Here is an 18,529-nt window from a genome sequence, read left to right on the forward strand (position 1 = left end):
ACTGGTTATTTTGAAAACAAAAGCGCAAGTAATTTTGAAGCCGATCCTAAGTATTTTTCTCTTCTTGTATGCTTCTATTAAAGCAGTGAGGTTTGTCAGGAGTTTGTCGAAAAAGGGGAAGTTTGTAATAGTTTGTGGCAATAGGGGCTTTTGACACACTTTGACACAATTAACCCTCAAAATAGCGTAATCTTGTTATTAGAAAGTCATACTAAGGAGCAAAAATGCAGCAACCTCATCTATTAGTCGTTGATGATCACCATGAAATTCGTGAATTATTACAGCGTTTTTTTATACAACATAATTACCGTGTTAGCGTGGCGAAAGACGGTAAAGAGATGAAGCATTGTTTAAGTCACGCTAAAATCGATCTGATTGTATTGGACTTAATGTTACCCGGTGAAGATGGTTTAACCTTATGTCGTGATTTGCGTGCTACCTCTAATATTCCCATTGTGATGTTAACGGCGATGGGGGATGAGATGGATAAAATTATTGGCCTTGAGATGGGCGCTGATGATTACCTTGCTAAACCCTTTAATCCACGTGAGTTATTAGCGCGTATCAAAGCGGTATTGCGCCGTGTAAATAGTTTAAGCACACCTATTTCAGAGATAGATAAATACCACTTTGCTCAGTGGTGTCTAGATATTCATAAACGTGAATTAACGGATAATAAGGGTGTGATGGTGGTACTGAGCAGTGCTGAATTTGACCTGTTACGTGTTTTTATCGATCATCCGCAGCGAGTATTAAGTCGTGACCAATTGTTAGATCTTAGTAAAGGGCGTGATGGTGGCGTTTATGATCGTGCTATTGATACTTTGATAAGTCGTCTGCGCAAAAAGTTAGAGCGAGATGCGAAACACCCAGAATTAATCAAAACAATTTGGGGAGGAGGTTATCAATTCACCTGTGAAGTAAAACATGATACATAAGTTATTACCTAAAAGTTTGGTTGGTCAGATAAGTTTGATCATGTTATTAGGATTGTTATTGGTGTTGTCCATTTCCATGCAACTCTATTCTGATGAGCGCCAACGCGCATTAAATTTTGTATCAACAGATAGCACCCTTGAACGAGTGAGTTCACTGATTAATATCTTAAATAAAACCCCTTTTGAACTGCATAATGAGATCATTAATGCGAGTCAAGGTATGGGGTTTTATCTTTCATTAGATACGCGACCGATTGTTAATAAAAAAGAACCCTCTCGTTTGAGCCGTAAGTTAACAACGTTATTAGAGGGTATTGAAATAGAAGATATTCGTATTGTTTCTGCCAGTATAAAACGTTCAGATAGAAAAAATGAGATCAAGCACAGGCATATGTCGATGCGCGATCGTATGAAAAAGAGATCGCGATATAACCTTAAATTAACAGGCTCTATTTTGTTGACAGATAGGCATTGGTTAAACTTTAGTTCCGCGATTGATGACGAAATAACCCATCTACCGATGAAAACAATTTTTTTAGTGTTGTTATTTACCTTGTTGATATTAATGACCATGGCGTGGACAGTAAAGCGCGCTCTGAAACCCATTGAAACCTTAGCAGAGGCAGCCAGAAAAGTGGGCAGTGAGCGTGACTTTAAAAATATCCCAGAGCAAGGTCCTAGCGAGGTGATTCCTGCTATCTGTGCGTTTAACCAGATGCAATCAAATCTTTCCACCTTTATTGATGATCGCAGTAAGATGCTTGCTGCTATCTCCCATGATCTACGTACACCTATTACCAGTTTGCGTTTACGCCTTGAATTTATTGAATCAGGAGAAGACCAAAAACGCATGTTAGAAACGGTTAATCAGATGGAAAAAATGCTTAAAGCGACTTTAGATTTTGCTAAAGATGACGCACACAAAGAGCAGAAGCAGGAAATAGAAGTCATCAGTTTATTAACCACTATTTGTGATGATTATTTTGATCGTGGTATTAATATTCAATTAATGGGTGTTGATAAACTTGTTTTTCGATTATGGCCCGTTGCTTTTCGTCGTGTGATTGAAAACCTGATCAATAACAGCATCGCTTACGGTCAAGATGAATCCGGTGAGGTTGCAATTGTTATTGAAGCGTTACAAGAGAATGGGAGTTTGCTTATCAATATTATTGACGGCGGTCAGGGCATTAAAGCGTCACAGTTTTCTGAGGTGATAAAACCGTTTGTGCGCTTAGATAAAGCGCGCGACACACAAGACTCTAGTGTCGGTTTGGGGCTGGCTATTAGCCACAGTATTGTACAAGCACATGCAGGGGAAATGAGCTTTAGTAATGTAGTTACGGGTGGGTTTAAAGTGCAGCTCTGGTTACCTAAAAATAGTTAGTTTTGAATAAAGACTGCCTACGCTTCGTAGGTCAGCCTTTGTTGGATTAGTAATTTAAAACAGCTCTTCATCTACACTATTTTTATCATCATTGTTCTGGTCATTAAAATCAGTATCTTGATAAGTTTCAGGCTGCTCAGCATACTCTGTTGGCATCGAATCAGCTTTGAAATATTCAAATAAAGAGGTGTAATCTATTTGATTGCTTAATAAGCCTGTTTTTCTATCAATACGTGCAGTAGAGATAGTGGTTGGTATCTCTTTTTTTACCACAGGCAAGGGAAGTGCAACTGTTTTCATAAAGTCATTCCATGCCGGTAGTGCGGTTCTTGCACCAAATTCACCACCAGAAACCTGATCTTTACCCAGGTTCTTATTACGGCTTGCTTTGCCTAAATCACGATTGAAATTATCAAAACCAACCCATGATGTTGCGACTACATTACCTACATAGCCTGAAAACCACGCATCTTTTGAATCGTTGGTTGTACCTGTTTTACCGCCTATATCGCGGCGTTTCAATGCAATAGCCGCACGCCAACCCGTACCGTTAAAGCCAGTCTTATGTTGCCAGCTACCACCGCCCCAAATTGCGGTATAAAGTAGTTCACGGGTTAAAAAGGCAGTTTCAGGGCTGATAACGGATGGTGCAATTTGATCTTCACTGATTGGAGAGATAGCACAGCTGTTTTTATTGCCCTTTTGACTCAGGTAGCCTATTTCTTTATTTGTTGCTTGTTGCTCATATAATTTACGACACCCTTTACAAACAATTTTTGGGGCCGCTTGATAAATAATCGTGCCGTAAGCATCTTCTATTCGTTCGATAATATAAGGTTCAATTTTATAACCACCATTCGCAATAATGGCATAACCTGTTGCGAGCTTGAGTGGCGAAAGTGAAGCTGAGCCAAGTGCAATTGAGTTGTTCCTTGGGATCTTGTTGGTATCAAAACCATATTTCCCCAGTTGCTCTATTATTTTATCAATCCCTAGGTCTTGCACTAAACGCACTGAAACCACATTTTTAGATTGACCGAGTGCGCGACGCAAACGAATAGGTCCATTATAAATAGGAGGTGAGTTCTTTGGTCGCCAAGCCGCGCTACCGCTCCATTGATTAATTGGGGCATCGTTAACTAGCGTTGCTAAGGTATAGCCATTATCCAGCGCAGCGGAATAGATAAAGGGTTTAATAACTGAGCCTACTTGGCGCTGTGCTTGCGTCACACGGTTAAATTTACTTTGCACGAAGCTAAAACCACCGACCATTGAGGTGATTGCGCCATCTTGTGGATCTAATGAAACAAAGGCTGCACTTGCATCAGGGTATTGTGATAGCTCTAACACTTCATCCACTTTCCGCACCCAAATCTGCTCTCCTACTGCGACAATATCACTGGCCATTTTGGGTGCTTTTCCCTGCTTTGAATCACTAATATAAGGGCGCGCCCACTTTAAACCATCCCAATTTATCTGCTGTGCAATTTCGCCCGATTTTTTACTGATAACAGTAATTGATTGCTCATTTACTTCAATAATAACTGCGGGTTGTAGATCCGCAAAATTTGGCTCTTTTTTAAGTGTTTTTACTATATCTTCAGTTGACCAATTGTCGCTTGGCACTTCCCATAAAATAGCCGTTGCACCACGGTAACCATGACGTTTGTCATAATTGTGTAAATTATCAATAACAGCCTTATTAGCCGCTTGTTGTGCTTGCTTATTGATCGTGGTGTAAACGTTGTAACCCTCATTGTAAACTCGCTCTTTACCGTACAGTTCAAGCAATTTCTTATGCGCAAGTTCAGCGACATAATGAGCTGATAAGGTTATCTCCGCACCATGGTATTTACCTGTAATGGGCGCTTGTGTTGCTTCATCATATTCAGCTCTTGAAATATGCTTTTCGTCTAACATACGCATTAATACAATATTACGACGTGCTTTGGCATTTTTAGGTGAGTAGATGGGATTGTTACTAGAGGGGGCTTTGGGTAACCCTGCAATCACTGCCATCTCAGGTAGCGTTAACTCATGTACAGTTTTCCCGTAATAAACCTGTGCTGCTGCACCGATACCAAATGAGCGATGCCCTAATGAAATTTTATTAAGATAAAGCATTAAAATTTCATCTTTCGTTAATAACTGTTCAATTTGAATGGCGATAAAAATTTCTTTGATTTTACGAATAAAGGTTTTTTCGCGTGTTAAAAAAAAGTTACGGGCAACTTGTTGAGTAATGGTACTTGCCCCCTGCTTTGCTTTTCCTGTGGAAGCATAAACCATTGCTGCGCGTACAATACCGATAGGGTCGATACCAAAGTGTTGATAATAGCGACTATCTTCGGTGGCTAGAAAGGCATTAATTAGTTGTTCTGGCACTTCATCTAGCTGCAAAGGAATACGGCGTTTTTCGCCAAATTGTGATAATAATTCACCATCAATACTGAATATTTTCATTGGTACTTGTAGTTTTATATCTTGGATTGTAGCCACATCAGGTAGATCAGATTTTAGGTGGTAATAGATACCTACAATGATGCCTAAACCTAATAAAATCATTAACGCTGAGGCAATGAAGAAGCGTTTAATCCATTTTTTCATTTTATATTTACCTTTGTTTTTTTTATAACTAACTGATGTCATTGTACCTATTTTAATAGTATATAGTGATAATTGGGGATAGAAAGAGGGAAGTGTGACTTATCACCTTGGAAGTTACTGATTTTCGTCTTATTATTAGTCACTATAGCTGTGGTGTATTTTCAGTCTATCAATGCTCAGCAAACCTACTTATTTAATATGGCAAGGACGTTATGTTTTCAGGTCTTAAAAAAAATTCTAGTGCCTTAATTGGCCTCGATTTTGGCTCCAGCTCAATTAAAGCGGTCGCTATCTCCAAGGGAAAAGGCACATTTCAAATTGATGCCGTTGCAGAAGCGCCTATCCCTAAAGGTTTAATTGTTGATAATCATTTTGAAGATATTGCTAAATTGACTCAAATTATTAAACAGTTACGTAAAAATTTCCCCTCCTCATATAAAAATGTGGCGATGGCGGTTAGTGGTGCAGATGTCATTACTAAAGTGATTGCGATGAATGCAGAGCTTAATGATATTGAGCTAGAAGCTCAAGTCGAATTTGAAGCGGAAAATAGTATTCCCTTTCCACTTGATGAGATCTTTTTAGACTTTGAAGTGATTGCCCCTAATGCAGCAGATAAATCACTGAACGATGTATTATTGAGTGCTGCCCGAAAAGAAACCGTGCTTGCGCAAGTCGATTGCGTAGAAGATGCGGGATTAATGACTAAGGTTGTTGATGTCGCCAGTCATGCACAGTCGCGTGCTTGTGAGCTTCTTTTTGACCGTGCAGATTATGATAAAGGCATTGCTATCGTTGATATTGGTGCATCACAAATGATGCTTAACATTGTTCACCAAGGTAATGTTATTTTCTCGCGTTCAAAAAATCATGGTGGGGCAACGTGTACACAGATGATGGCGGATCACTACGGCATGAAATTTATTGAAGCTGAAAAAGCAAAAGTAGATCATGAATGGCCAGTGGATTGTGATGTGGATGTGATTGCTCCTTTTATTAACATGACAGTGAATCATCTTCGTTTTGATCTGCGTATGTTTACTAACGCACCTAATAATATCCAAGTGGAAAAAGTGATACTGATGGGGGGCTGTCAGTTAATGCCAGGTTTGATCTCGCAGCTTGAAGAGGAGTTAGATCTTGATGTTGAAGTTGCTAATCCATTTATCGGTTTTGAGTATAAGAATGAATCGGATAAAATCTTACTACATAAAGTAGGTCCTAAATACATGATGGCACTCGGTCTCGCGTTAAGGGGAGTTCAATAATGTCTAATATTAACCTCCTACCATGGCGAGAAGAACACAAAAAGAAAAAGAAAAATGCTTTTTTTGTGTTGCTGTTGCTGAGCTCAATAGTGATATTAGCTATCTCTTATACGGGTAAGATGTATGTAGATTCAATGATCAGCGCACAAAATCAGCGTAATCAATTTCTGCAAACACAAACCATTATTTTAGATCGTCGTATTGCAGAGATAAGCCAAATTAAAAAAGAGAAAGCAGAGTTAGAGCGCCGTATCACTTTGATTCAAACATTAGAGGAAAAACGTAACTTTGCAACGCGTCTCTTTAATACCTTAGCAGACACAGTGCCCGCTGGTGTTTATTTAAAAACGGTTTCTTTTAGTAATGAAAAAGTCGTTGCACAAGGTACGGCGGAATCAAATAATCGTGTCACCAGAATGATGAGGAATATCGATAGTTCTGGTTGGTTGGGAGACTCGTACCTACGTAGTATCAAAGAGGGGCCAAGAAAACCGATTAAACTGTATAACTTTGGAATGGATTTTACTGTTGTTCCTGACACCGAGGGCGCTAAATAATGGATTTAAATGAGTTGGATTTTGAAAATGTAGGGAGTTGGCCTGCATTGTATCGTGGCGTTTTTATTACGCTAGTATGTGCAATGTTTGCAGGCGCTTTTTATTATTACGTCACTATTCCACAGTTAGAGCAGCTCAAAGTGGTTGAGGCTAAAGAGCAAACGCTAAAAGATAGCTTTAAAATAAAAGCTGCATTGTCTGCTAATTTAGAAGCTTATCGGGCACAAATGGTTGAAATTAACGTTATTTTTGAAGGGTTAATTAATAAGTTACCGAGTAAAAAAGAGATCGCGAGTTTACTCGATGATATCAGTTTTATTGGTGGTGATAATGGCCTACAGTTTAAGAGTATTAATTGGGGGGCAAAGAAAGATGGTGAGCTTTCGGTTGAAGTACCTATAAGTATTCAAGTTGTAGGGAGTTATGAGCAACTAGGGCAATTCGCAGCGGATATTGCGGCCTTACCACGTATCGTGATTTTAGATAATTTACGCCTGACGAAAGGGAAAAAAGGTCAGCTAACGCTAAATGTTGTCGCTAAGACTTACCGATATAAAGGAGGAAAAAAATGAGAGTTCTGGTCATATTACTGTTTAGCTTGCCTCTTTTCTCCTGTGTGGAAGTGAAAGTTGATGATCTGAATACGTTTGTAGTGGAAGCAAAATCTAAAGTTTACCCTATTAATGATAAAATACCTGAGTTACGTAAAATTGATGCATTAGCATATACGGGAGGTGATGGGCGAAATCCATTTTCAGACCCGAGAGCAGAAGTGGTAGCTCCTACTAAAAACGCACCTAAAAGTTGTCCTCAACCTAATTTCAAACGTAACAAGCAGGCATTAGAGGCGTATTCGCTTGATAATTTACTGATGCGCGGTACATTACTGATAAATGGAGAGTTATGGGCATTAGTACAAGTGTCTGGTGGAGAAATTCATAAAGTAAGACCCGGGTATTACCTCGGTTTAAATCACGGAAAAGTATTAAAAATCACTAAAGCTAAGATTGAATTATTGGAGTTAGCTTCAGATAGAGATGGTTGTTGGCAAGAGCGAATTACGCAAGTTACGCTACAATCAAAATAAGCTCAGAGCAGGGATGAGATTAAAATTATGAAAATAATAAATAAAATACAGCTAGTCACGCTTATTTCAATAGTGAGTTTATTACTAAGCTCTTCTATTGCACTGGCAGAGTCACAATTAACGAAGCTTAATGTAAATCCACTGACGGATGGTAAATTTGAATTAAAATTTGAATTTAATGAAGCCATCACAGGTTATGCTGATAAGTTGCATTATCGCCCAAATCAGCTAGTTGTTGATATTGAAGATGCAAGTTCAGTGCTTAAACTCAATCCTATTGAGATTGAAAAAAGTGGCGTGAATAATGTTGAAGCGAAACGTACGACAGATGGGTTACGCTTAATTATTGCGTTAGATACGTTGATGCCTTATCGAATAGTGCAAGAGGGAAAAACACTTTTTGTTCGTTTTGGAGAAGGTGTGAATGCAGCCGCTGAACTGAGTGAGAGTGAGGCTGCACTGGCAGCTGCCATTGCACAAGACAGCGGCAGTCAAATTGCTGTCACACCGATGAGTAAAAGCAGTGAAGAAAAAATTGTACCCGTTCAAACTGCGCAAGGGACCCCCAAAGGTTACGTTAACAGCATCAAGTCCATCGATTTCAAGCGTGGCTCAGAAGGTCAAGGAAAGTTACTGGTTTATCTAGATAACTCAAGTGTTGCTGTTGATATTCGCCGTCGTGACCAACAATTAATTGCAGAATTTCAAAGCACTCATATTGCCAATGAGTTTTTATATATTATGGATGTTGTCGATTTTGCAACGTCGGTAGAAAAAATCGAAACCTTTAAAGAAGATGGAAAAACACGTTTTGTTTTTGATATTAAAGAGGAATATAATTACCGTTATGATCAGTTAGATACTCTGTTTATGATTGAGGTTTCTAAGAAGCTAGAAAATCAAAAAGAGAGTGTTTATCAAGGTAAAGCGATTTCACTTAACTTCCAAGACATTCCTGTGCGTACCGTTTTACAGTTAATTGCTGATTTTAACGGTTTTAACTTGGTTATCACCGATTCAGTCAGTGGTAATATCACGCTGCGTTTAGATGATGTGCCATGGGAACAAGCGCTAGATATTATTCTTAAAGTAAAAGGTCTTGGCAAACGCATGGATGGCAATGTGTTGATGATTGCACCCGCTACTGAGTTAGCAGCTAAAGAACGTGAGCAGTTAGAAACGGAAAAAGAGGTTGAAGAGCTTGCACCACTTTATGCAGAGTTTATTCAAATTAATTATGCAAAAGTAGCTGATATAGCTTCAATGTTATCAAATGGCAATGCAAGTCTATTGTCATCTCGTGGTGCAGTAAGTACCGATACTCGTACCAATACGTTGCTGTTAAAAGATACGGCGGCGGTGATTGATGCCGTTAAAGAGATGATTGAAGTATTAGATATTCCTGTGCGCCAAGTAGTTATTGAAGCACGCATGGTGACGGTGAGCGATAAAGTTGCAGAAGAGCTAGGTATCAAATGGGGTATTACAGCAACAGGTGGAGATGCTGCAACATCTGGTACACTTGCTGGTGCAGACGCAGCTAATAAAGGCTCTTTGGGGAGTATAGAGGATCGTTTGAATGTGAATTTGCCCGTTGCAAATGCGGCGGGTACGATAGCGTTTCAAGTGGCTAAGCTGGCCAATGGTCAGGTACTTGATCTTGAACTTTCTGCCTTAGAGCAAGAAAATAAAGCAGAAATTATTGCCAGTCCGCGTATTACCACGGCTAATCAACAAACTGCTTATATTGAACAAGGCACCGAAATTCCTTATGTTGAGTCTGCATCGTCTGGTGCAACGTCAATAAGCTTTAAAAAAGCGGTATTAAGCCTGCAAGTAACACCACAAATCACCCCGGATAATAAAGTTATTTTAGATCTGGTAATCACTCAAGACTCAGTGGGGGACATCATTCCTACGGGTATTGGCCAAGCAGTATCGATTAATACACAGGAGATCAGTACACAGGTATTAGTTGAGAATGGCGAGACTATCGTTTTAGGTGGTATCTACCAACAACGTATTACCACGGGTGTGAAAAAAGTGCCAATCTTAGGGGATATTCCTTATTTAGGTTATCTGTTTAGAACAACAACAGATTCAAGCCAAAAATCAGAGCTACTTATTTTTGTAACCCCACGTATTGTGATGCAAACTAAATATTAAGAGTGAGCTGATAATTTAACAAAAAAGCCTGAAGTTTAACTTCAGGCTTTTTTTGTGTGTAATAACTTGCAATCAGTTATCAACAATTCGATAATACGCAGCATTTCTTTTTCAATGGGAATTTCCTGTAACTAATCACTGAGTAAAAAATCAACATGGCAGAACAACGTAATATTTTTTTAATTGGCCCTATGGGGGCTGGCAAAAGCACAATTGGACGTCACTTGGCACAAATGTTACATCTCAACTTTCATGACTCGGATGGTGAAATTGAGAAAAAAACAGGTGCGGATATCGCATGGATTTTTGATGTAGAAGGTGAAGAAGGCTTTCGTAATCGTGAATCAGATATGATTGATGAGTTAACCCAAAAACATGGCATTGTTTTAGCCACTGGCGGTGGTGCAGTTGTTCGTCCTGAGAATAGAGGGCATCTGTCTGCACGTGGTATCGTGGTTTATTTGAGAACCAGTGTTGATAAACAACTTGCGCGTACTTTAAAAGATAAACGTCGCCCGCTTTTACAAACAGAAGATCCCCGCAGTGTGCTGGAAGCGTTAGCGAAAACGCGTAATGCGTTGTACGATGAAGCCACTGATTATACAATTGAAACTGATGAACAAAGCGCAAAAGTAGTGGCAAGTCAAATTATTAAATTACTGGATTTCTAATGGATAAATTAACGGTTGATTTAGGCTCTCGTAGCTACCCGATCTCAATTGGTGAAAACCTATTAGCGCAGAGCGATCTTTTTGCTACTGCCATCACGGGTAAAAAAGTGATGATTGTCACTAATGATATCGTTGCACCACTCTATTTAGAACGCTGTAAAAATAGTTTAAAACAGTTCGTGATTGATGAAATTATTTTACCTGATGGTGAAAAATATAAGACGTTAGCCACTTTTGAAACGATTTTGAGTGCCCTGCTTGAGAAAAAACATGCACGTGATACCACTATTATCGCATTAGGTGGTGGTGTGATTGGTGATATGGCTGGGTTTGCTGCCTCTTGCTATCAGCGTGGCGTGCCATTTATTCAAGTGCCGACGACCGTATTATCACAAGTTGATTCATCTGTGGGTGGTAAAACGGCGGTGAACCACCCGCTTGGCAAAAATATGATTGGTGCTTTTTATCAGCCACAAGCGGTTATTATTGATATTAATTGTCTGAAAACATTACCTAAGCGTGAATTTTCAGCAGGGATGGCGGAGGTGATTAAATATGGCATTATTTATGATGCTAAATTCTTCGCTTGGCTTGAAGATAATGTGAGTGATATCAAATCACTACAGTCCAAAGCCATTACCTATATGATTAAGCGTTGTTGTGCAATCAAAGCAGAAATTGTAGCGCAAGATGAGAAAGAGCATGGTATACGTGCATTGCTTAATTTAGGCCATACTTTTGGTCATGCTATTGAAGCTGAGCAGGGTTATGGAAACTGGTTACATGGTGAAGCAGTTGCAGTCGGCATGGTACTTGCGGCTAAAACAGCACTCATTTTAGGGTTGTTAGAACGCCCTCAGGTTGAGCAGATCATGCGACTTATTAAACAATTTGATCTTCCGCTGGATGGCCCCAAAAAAATGAATTATGAGCATTTTGCAAAACATATGCAGCTTGATAAAAAAGTATTAAATGGACAATTACGATTAATTCTACCGACTGGCATTGGCAGTAGTGAAATCTATTCTGATGTTAGTGAAGCTGTGCTTCGTAGTGTAATTGAACATTAACCGTCATGGTTGAGCGCACACTTATCTCATTTCCGTCGCAGGTGCAGCTTATTGAACGCCTGCAACATCTACTGTATCTATCATCTTCGATGATCTTTATCTCAGGTGAAAAGGGCAGTGGTAAAAGCACGCTTATTGAACAGCTTTCCAATCAGTTACCCAATAAAACTTTGCAAGCTTTTATTTCACTTGCTGAGCCCATCTCTGCGTCTAAAATTCGTCAGCAAATTATTTCTCAGCTGTTTGAAGACCCACTCTTTGATGCTGATGCTAGTTTGCATGACACGTTACTTTTATTAAAAGATAAGCAACGCGCTGATATCGCGCGTATTGTGGTGATTGATAACGCAGAACTGTTGCCCGCATCTCTACTTATTGAACTTTGTGATGTGATCAAACATAAATCACAGCTGAGTGAGAGTGAAATAAACTTTATTTTACTCAGTGGTGAGCAGACTAATAATCAGATGTTAGATACGATTAAAGGCACTGCAATTGCCACGTTAACGTTCAAGTTAGCTGCACTTAACCAGCAGGAAGCATCGCAATTATTACAACATAGTTTTGAGCAACTGGGTTACTCTCCCAAACTGCTGCATCAAGATGCACTGTTTAAGCAACTTTTATTATGCAATGGTATCCCGCAAAAAATATTGTTATTAGCCACAGAAATAAGCCAAGATGAGTTAGAGGATGTAAGTCCCTCTTGGTTTAAAACACGTTTTCCTGCACTATTGTTGATGCTTTTATTGGTGGCTATTGCAGGGGGTGGGGCTTTTTATCTTTATCCAAAATTTAATGCACCAAAAATTTCCCCAGAAATAATCATTGAAACTGACACTGTTTTATTAGATGAGATAGTGGCAACTGAGCTAATTACCGATGTGTCTACTGAAATAAAGCAAACAGAAGAGTTAGCTGGGCAGTGGTCTAATGATAAAGAGGATATAATAGATAATCAATTAAGTGTGGGTGAAGCTGATAATAAGGAGCGAGTGACTATATCAGAACAGCAGTTACTTGAGCTAGCGCAACAAACCGATTCAATCGACGAGGTTGAAAATGAACCTCTGTCTGAAGTGAGCATTTTAGCAGTACAAAAACCTGTCGTAGAGAAGGTCGTTATAGAAAAACCTACTCTAGAAAAAATAAAGGCAGCTCAACAAGTTGAGCCTATCACTTTAACTGAGTTTAAAGTTGAGCCTATCACTTTAACTGAGTTTAAAGTTAAGCCTATTACCTTCACTGAGTTTAAAATAGAGTCTGTTGCAGCGTCACAATCCCCTGAAAAGCAGGTGATTATTGTACAAGCGATCACTGAGTTAGACGTTCCAATCGCCGTAGAAAAATTACAATCAGTACAACAGGTCAGTGAACTTGCTGAAACAGATAGTATTTTTACTGACAAGGCTTTTTTGTTAGCGGTTAAACCTGAACTTTATACGCTGCAACTTTCTGCTATGAGCTCTGAAAAATCACGACAAGAGTTTGCAGAAACACATCAATTACCACAAAAAGATGTTTACCTTTATCAAACCATTCGTAACGGAAAAAATTGGGTTGTGGTGATTTACGGTCAATTTAAAACGCGTCAAGAAGCGAATAAAATGGCTAAAAACTTGCCCAATAGCTTTGTTAATTTAGATAGCTGGGTCAAAAAATATGCAGCGGTACATCGGGATCTACAGTTAAATGAGTAAACAAAAACATCGTGCTTTTTTAAAGTGGGCTGGCGGGAAATATTCGCTAACAGAGCAGATAAATCTACGTTTACCACCAGGAAAACGTTTGATCGAACCTTTTGTTGGTGCATGTTCAGTGTTCTTAAATAGCGACTTTGATGAATACCTGCTTAACGATATTAATGCCGATTTGATTGCCATGTATAACATCATAAAACGTAAACCGAAGCAGTTTATCGAAGATGCGAAGCACTATTTTCAGCCTCAATATAATGATGAAGCTACCTATTATAAAATTCGTGAACAGTTTAACTTGTGCGACGATGCTTATCAGCGTTCACTGATGTTTTTATATATGAACCGTCATGGTTACAATGGCTTATGTCGTTATAATCAAAGTGGTGGTTTTAACGTGCCATTTGGACGCTATAAAAAGCCCTATTTCCCAGAAAAAGAACTACTGTTTTTTGCTGAAAAAGCCAAAAAGGCGACCTTTGTTTGTAAGCCTTACCAAAAATTATTCCAGTATTTACGTGATGATGATGTGCTGTATTGTGATCCTCCGTATGTGCCACTAAGTAAAAGCGCCTCTTTTACAGGTTATGCCAAAGAAGGTTTTAGTTTAGATGATCAAGCTAATTTAGCGCGTCTTGCACGTGAATCAAAGTGTGCAGTATTACTGAGCAACCACGACACCATTTTAACGCAAGCGCTCTACCATGGCGCTATTTGCGATAAAATACAGGTGTCACGCACAATCAGTAGTAATACCAAAAATCGTGAACCCGTAGGTGAAGTATTTGCCCTGTTTAGTGCGATTACCGACAATAAAAAATAGTCTGTTGTAGCCTTGCTGACTTGGCATTTTGAAGTATCATAGTGGCATCTTTTTCTGCCACTGGATGTAAACCATGACCGATTACTTAATTGCCCCCTCTATCCTCTCTGCCGATTTCGCCCGTTTAGGTGAAGATGTTAAAAAAGTGCTTGCTGATGGTGCTGACGTCGTTCATTTTGACGTGATGGATAACCATTATGTGCCGAACTTAACCATCGGTCCGATGGTCTGCAAAGCACTGCGCGATTACGGTATTACGGCGCCCATTGATGTGCATCTAATGGTAAAACCCGTTGATACTATGATTGTTGATTTTGCTAAAGCGGGTGCGTCAATTATCACTTTCCATCCAGAAGCTTCTGAACATGTTGATCGTTCTCTGCAATTGATTAAAGATAACAACTGTAAAGCAGGTTTAGTGTTAAACCCTGCGACTTCACTTGATGTGTTAACGCATGTAATGGACAGACTTGATGTTATTCTCCTCATGTCGGTTAACCCAGGATTTGGCGGACAATCTTTTATCCCGCATACCCTTGAAAAGCTACGCCAAGTTAAAAAACTCATCGAAGCAAGTGGTCGTGATATTCGTCTACAAGTTGATGGTGGCGTTAAGGTTGATAATATTAAAGAGATTGCACAGGCGGGCGCAGATATGTTTGTGGCAGGCTCAGCTATCTTCAATCAGCCTGACTATAAAACGGTCATCGATGAGATGCGTAGCGAGCTTGCAAACGTTTAATGGCTAAAATAGAAAATATTAAACTTATCTGTTTTGATTTAGATGGTACGTTAGTGGATAGCGTACCAGATTTGCGTTTAGCATTGAATGCGATGCTCGATGAATTTCAGCTGTCACATTGCCATGATCAGCAGATAAAAACGTGGGTAGGTAACGGTTTACTTAAATTGGTCGAACGTGCCTTGGTGCATGCCGATAACCAAATTGTTACACAAAGTGATGCGTTTAATTGTTTTGAAAAACATTATCAGCACTATCTGAATAGCGCGTCCTGCTTATATCCTGATGTTGCTCATACTTTGAAAACACTAAAAAGTAGAGGTTATCGTACTGCGCTTATCACCAATAAAGCAGAGCGATTTTTGCCTGAATTATTAAAATATTTTAACATTGAAGAACATTTCGATCTGGTGATTGGCGGTGATACATTAACCAAAAATAAACCCGATCCAATGCCGGTGAATTTTGCACTTGAGCACTTTTCAGTAGATAAATCACAGGCAGTGATGGTCGGTGACTCAAAAAACGATATTTTAGCAGGACAAAATGCCGGCTTGTTAAGCATTGCATTAACCTACGGTTATAACTATGGTGAGCCTGTTTCATTGTTAAACCCAGATTATATTATCGATCAATTCAACGAATTATTAACGCTATTGTAAGCGTGCAAGGAAGTTAAAATGACTAAACCAATTGTATTAAGTGGCTGCCAGCCATCAGGTTCATTAACTATCGGTAACTACATGGGCGCACTGCGTCAATGGGTGACCATGCAAGAAACCAGTGACTGCCTATTTATGTTGGTAGATCTACATGCGATTACCGTACGCCAAGATCCCAAAGCACTGCGTAGCGCAATCTACGATGGTTTAGCCATGTATCAAGCAGTGGGTATCGACCCACAAAAAAGCATTATGTTTATCCAGTCACAAGTACCAGAGCATGCTGAGCTTTGTTGGATCTTAAACTGTTATACACAAATGGGTGAGCTGAATCGCATGACCCAGTTTAAAGATAAATCACAAAAGAATGTCACTAATATTAATGCTGGTTTGTATAGTTACCCAGTATTGATGGCCGCCGATATTTTACTTTATGGTCCGAAACACGTACCAGTAGGCAGCGACCAAAAACAGCACCTTGAACTAGCGCGTGATATTGCTACCCGTTTTAATAATGCTTACGGTGATACCTTTGTGGTGCCAGAGCCCGCTATTCCAGAGCACGGTGCGCGCATTATGAGCCTGCAAGATCCCACTAAGAAGATGTCTAAATCAGATGAAAATGTAAAAAACTTTATCGGGTTATTAGAAGATCCAAAAGTGATTGCTAAGAAGATCAAAGCGGCGGCAACCGACTCTGATGAAAAAGCGCGTATCTACTTTGATAAAGTTGAAAAGCCGGGTATCTCTAATCTACTGACACTGCTTTCTTGCTCAACAGGTACCAGTATTGAAAGCCTTATTCCGCAATATGAAGGGAAAATGTATGGGCATCTGAAAATCGATACTGCCGATGCGGTAGTGAGCCTGTTAGCGCCAATTCAAGCACGTTTCAAAATGTTACGTGCTGATGAACCTGCATTACAAGCGGTTGCTCGAGCCGGTGCTGAAAAAGCGCGTGAACGTGCTGCCGTTACACTTGCAACCGTTTATGATCGCGTTGGATTTTTACCAAAATAATAACCATTAATTAACCCTACTTTAAAAGGCCAACTATGTTGGTCTTTTTTGTGTTTGTTTAGTGCCTTTTTAAGGTGTTGTAATTTAAATTAAGTGCAAAGAGTAGGTGAGCCAGATATCAAAAGGTGACAATAAGTTGTTGTCATAAAATTATTTACTTTATAATGCTTACAAATTTTGTTAATTAACTATTTTATAAAAAGGAATTTATATGCGATATTTACCTCTTTCAGCGATAGCGTTATCTGCATTATTGCTCACAGCCTGTGGTGGAAGCTTAGAGGGAGGTGAAGGGACAGATCCGACTCCTACCCCAGAGCCAACTGGTGAGCCGACTCCTACCCCAGAGCCGAATGTACCACTTCCTGCTGAGCCAGGTGTGCCTGCATCATTTGTCTACATTGGAGCAACACCCTCGTGGATTGCTGTTAAAGGGACTGGTGGTGCAGGTCGCCAAGAATCAAGTCTTGTTGGCTTCAAACTAATTGATCGTAATGGTGAAGCTGTTGAGAATGTTGATGTAGACTTTTCCCTTGTTGCACCAGCAGGCACCTCAATTGATCCATCAACAGGTACAACAAATGCAGACGGTATTGTGAGTACTACCGTTTTATCGGGTACGGTTAGTGGCCCTGTGCGTGTGAATGTTACTACTGATAGTGGCATTACTACGGTGTCAGATAGTCTTTCGGTTTCAACAGGATTACCTGATCAAGATAGTATCTCCCTCTCTTTTTCAACAAATGCACCCGAAGCACTAAAGATTGATGGTGTGACCTCTGCGATAACCATTCGTTTAGCAGATAAATATAATAACGCTGTTCCTGATGGCACTATGATCTACTTTACTACAGAGGGTGGTGCAATCCGTGATGAAGCGACGGGAACTCATGGTTCATGCTTAACGGTGGCTAGTAAATGCTCGTTAGTCTGGGAATCACAAAATCCACGCCCTAAAGGGAATGAGCTTCATCAGTTTAAAAATGGTTGTGCAGCTTGGGCGTACGGTGAAAGAGTTGATTTCGGCCCTTGTATTAATGCAGGAGGCATGGGAAGACCTTATGGTGGTCGCGCTACGATTACTGCATATACACTAGGTGAAGAAATTTTTGTAGATAATGATGCAGATGGTTGGTTTACTGCTGGGGATGATTTCTTTGCCAAAAATAATCTTTCAGAAGTTTTTTATGATCATAATGAAGATGGTTTTTATAAAGAAGAATCAAGTGCAATAAATATAGGAGATGAAGAAGAGGGGTATGCTGATTTATCACCTCAAGATGGTGTTTATTCAGACGGTAGTGAGTCCGATTATAATAAATATAATGGATTATTATGTGCGCTAGAAAGTGAAAAAGCAGGGTTATGTTCACGTAAACCTGTTTATGTGCGCGCCTCTGGTGTAATGACAATGGCTGCGAGTGTGCCTTATATTCGTGTACAAAATGGAGGGATTGATACTGGTAGCATTGATTTAAGGGGAACGAATGCACAGCAAGATTTAACTGTTTACCTAGCGGGTATCTATAATAATGCGCCACCATCAGGTACCACGGTTGTGGTAAGTACTGATAACGGTGAGCTATCAGGACCAACTGATTGGCTTATCGGCGGTGCTTCATCAAATATTGATGGTGTATTACCTTTTTTGTTTACGTTTACGATAACCCAAGAAGAGTCTCCAAATAAGAAAACTAGCGGTAAACTTTCAATTGTTATTACCACGCCAGGCGGTAACGGTATTGCAAGTACAATTACGACTTATACAATGAACGTATATGATGATGCTCCTCCAGAGGCTACACCTTAATTTTTAAAATTAGGCAAATAAAAA

16 protein-coding genes are annotated in these 18,529 nt (G+C 39.6%); 15 read left to right on the plus strand and 1 reads right to left on the minus strand.

Features of this window, described 5'->3' with window-relative positions:
- The first annotated feature begins 224 nt into the window (after positions 1-224).
- Positions 225-938: a response regulator gene (locus G322_RS0100400; RefSeq protein ID WP_022939830.1), complete on the plus strand. Its 714-nt coding sequence runs from the start codon at positions 225-227 to the stop codon at positions 936-938.
- Positions 928-2,325 carry an ATP-binding protein gene (locus G322_RS0100405; protein WP_022939831.1) on the plus strand — a complete coding sequence of 466 codons (1,398 nt, stop codon included), beginning with the start codon at positions 928-930 and terminating at the stop codon, positions 2,323-2,325. Before G322_RS0100400 ends, G322_RS0100405 begins: the two co-directional genes overlap by 11 nt.
- Before the next feature lie 54 nt (positions 2,326-2,379).
- Here G322_RS0100405 and G322_RS0100410 read toward each other — a convergent pair whose 3' ends face one another.
- Positions 2,380-4,932 (minus strand): penicillin-binding protein 1A, encoded by a 2,553-nt coding sequence (locus tag G322_RS0100410; protein WP_028866316.1) that lies wholly within the window; start codon positions 4,930-4,932, stop codon positions 2,380-2,382.
- A 212-nt stretch (positions 4,933-5,144) separates the two neighbouring features.
- Here G322_RS0100410 and G322_RS0100415 point away from each other — a divergent pair, with 212 nt between their 5' ends.
- From G322_RS0100415 to G322_RS19575, 13 genes are all read left to right on the plus strand, one after another.
- Positions 5,145-6,200: a pilus assembly protein PilM gene (locus G322_RS0100415; protein ID WP_022939833.1), complete on the plus strand. Its 1,056-nt coding sequence runs from the start codon at positions 5,145-5,147 to the stop codon at positions 6,198-6,200.
- Positions 6,200-6,757, plus strand: a complete 558-nt coding sequence (locus tag G322_RS0100420; protein ID WP_022939834.1) for a PilN domain-containing protein — start codon at positions 6,200-6,202, stop codon at positions 6,755-6,757. Before G322_RS0100415 ends, G322_RS0100420 begins: the two co-directional genes overlap by 1 nt.
- On the plus strand, positions 6,757-7,329 hold the full coding sequence (locus G322_RS0100425; RefSeq protein ID WP_022939835.1) for a type IV pilus inner membrane component PilO: 573 nt from the start codon (positions 6,757-6,759) through the stop codon (positions 7,327-7,329). The genes G322_RS0100420 and G322_RS0100425 overlap by 1 nt, the downstream gene beginning before the upstream one ends.
- The gene (locus tag G322_RS0100430) at positions 7,326-7,844 is read left to right on the plus strand and encodes a pilus assembly protein PilP (RefSeq protein ID WP_022939836.1); all 519 of its coding nucleotides are present in this window, start codon (positions 7,326-7,328) and stop codon (positions 7,842-7,844) included. Before G322_RS0100425 ends, G322_RS0100430 begins: the two co-directional genes overlap by 4 nt.
- A gap of 27 nt (positions 7,845-7,871) precedes the next feature.
- Positions 7,872-10,010 (plus strand): type IV pilus secretin PilQ, encoded by a 2,139-nt coding sequence (locus tag G322_RS0100435; protein ID WP_022939837.1) that lies wholly within the window; start codon positions 7,872-7,874, stop codon positions 10,008-10,010.
- Positions 10,011-10,165: 155 nt separating this feature from the next.
- Positions 10,166-10,681, plus strand: a complete 516-nt coding sequence (gene aroK / locus G322_RS0100440; protein WP_022939838.1) for a shikimate kinase AroK — start codon at positions 10,166-10,168, stop codon at positions 10,679-10,681.
- Positions 10,681-11,751: a 3-dehydroquinate synthase gene (aroB, locus tag G322_RS0100445; protein WP_022939839.1), complete on the plus strand. Its 1,071-nt coding sequence runs from the start codon at positions 10,681-10,683 to the stop codon at positions 11,749-11,751. The genes aroK and aroB overlap by 1 nt, the downstream gene beginning before the upstream one ends.
- Before the next feature lie 5 nt (positions 11,752-11,756).
- Entirely contained in the window at positions 11,757-13,451 is a 1,695-nt protein-coding gene (locus tag G322_RS0100450) for an AAA family ATPase (RefSeq protein WP_022939840.1), read from the plus strand.
- Complete coding sequence (locus G322_RS0100455) at positions 13,444-14,271, plus strand: Dam family site-specific DNA-(adenine-N6)-methyltransferase (protein ID WP_022939841.1); 828 nt, start codon at positions 13,444-13,446, stop codon at positions 14,269-14,271. The genes G322_RS0100450 and G322_RS0100455 overlap by 8 nt, the downstream gene beginning before the upstream one ends.
- Before the next feature lie 73 nt (positions 14,272-14,344).
- Positions 14,345-15,013: a ribulose-phosphate 3-epimerase gene (rpe, locus tag G322_RS0100460; RefSeq protein WP_022939842.1), complete on the plus strand. Its 669-nt coding sequence runs from the start codon at positions 14,345-14,347 to the stop codon at positions 15,011-15,013.
- The gene (locus tag G322_RS0100465) at positions 15,013-15,675 is read left to right on the plus strand and encodes a phosphoglycolate phosphatase (RefSeq protein WP_022939843.1); all 663 of its coding nucleotides are present in this window, start codon (positions 15,013-15,015) and stop codon (positions 15,673-15,675) included. Before rpe ends, G322_RS0100465 begins: the two co-directional genes overlap by 1 nt.
- An 18-nt stretch (positions 15,676-15,693) precedes the next feature.
- Positions 15,694-16,695, plus strand: a complete 1,002-nt coding sequence (gene trpS / locus G322_RS0100470) for a tryptophan--tRNA ligase (RefSeq protein WP_022939844.1) — start codon at positions 15,694-15,696, stop codon at positions 16,693-16,695.
- Between the two features lie 211 nt (positions 16,696-16,906).
- Entirely contained in the window at positions 16,907-18,505 is a 1,599-nt protein-coding gene (locus G322_RS19575; protein WP_022939845.1) for an Ig-like domain-containing protein, read from the plus strand.
- Positions 18,506-18,529 lie beyond the last annotated feature (24 nt).

It is taken from the genome of Psychromonas hadalis ATCC BAA-638 (assembly GCF_000420245.1).
Taxonomy (GTDB): Bacteria; Pseudomonadota; Gammaproteobacteria; order Enterobacterales; family Psychromonadaceae; genus Psychromonas; species Psychromonas hadalis.